This window comes from Tepidibacter sp. Z1-5, from assembly GCF_037844525.1.
In the GTDB taxonomy this organism is placed as follows: Bacteria; Bacillota; Clostridia; order Peptostreptococcales; family Peptostreptococcaceae; genus Tepidibacter_A.
The window spans coordinates 1-669 of record NZ_JBBMMD010000050.1; the positions used below are offsets into that span (position 1 = coordinate 1).

A 669-nucleotide genomic window follows, 5' to 3' on the forward strand; every position below is an offset into this window, starting at 1 on the left:
GGTTCTTTCCACTGTTAGTTGATTTCGATTTATAAATAGGATATAATTTAATAATTAAATCCTAAAGAAAAGAGATTATTAAAATGAATGCCTTAATAAAATTATTAGATAAGAAATTAGAATATATTAAACATGAAATAACTGATGATACTATTAAAATTTGGGTAGAATCTAATAAACTTGAAGTAGTTTGTACTTACTGTAATACTCCAACTTCAAAAGTTCATTCTAGATATGAGCGAAGTTTTCAAGATTTACCCCTGCAAGGAAAAAAAGTTGTAATAATTATTAATAACAGAAAAATGTTTTGTAATAATCCAAATTGTAATCATAAAACATTTGCAGAAACCTATGATTTTTTATCTTCTAAAGGCAAAAAATCAAAACGTTTAGAAGAGGAAATAATCAATATATCTATGAATGTAAGTTCAATAACAGCATCAAATATATTAAGCAGACATGTTGCAAAAGTAGGTAAAAGTACTATATGCAATCTCTTAAAAAAAAGAAATGAAAATAATAAATAAAAATGCAATAACAAAAGTTTGCATAGATGACTTTGCTCTCAAAAAAAGACATACATATGGAAGTATTATGATAGATATTGATTCTCATAGAATTATAGATATGATAAATTCAAGAGAACTAGAAGATGTAAAGAAATGGTTA

2 protein-coding genes are annotated in these 669 nt (G+C 24.2%); both read left to right on the forward strand.

The features are described 5' to 3' along the window. The first annotated feature begins 83 nt into the window (after nt 1–83). Nucleotides 84–527 (forward strand): transposase family protein, encoded by a 444-nt coding sequence (locus WJW32_RS12330; protein ID WP_340258765.1) that lies wholly within the window; start codon nt 84–86, stop codon nt 525–527. Then, nucleotides 511–669: transposase (locus WJW32_RS14950; protein WP_445330241.1), on the forward strand; the 159-nt coding region annotated here is incomplete at its 3' end. The genes WJW32_RS12330 and WJW32_RS14950, both read left to right, overlap by 17 nt.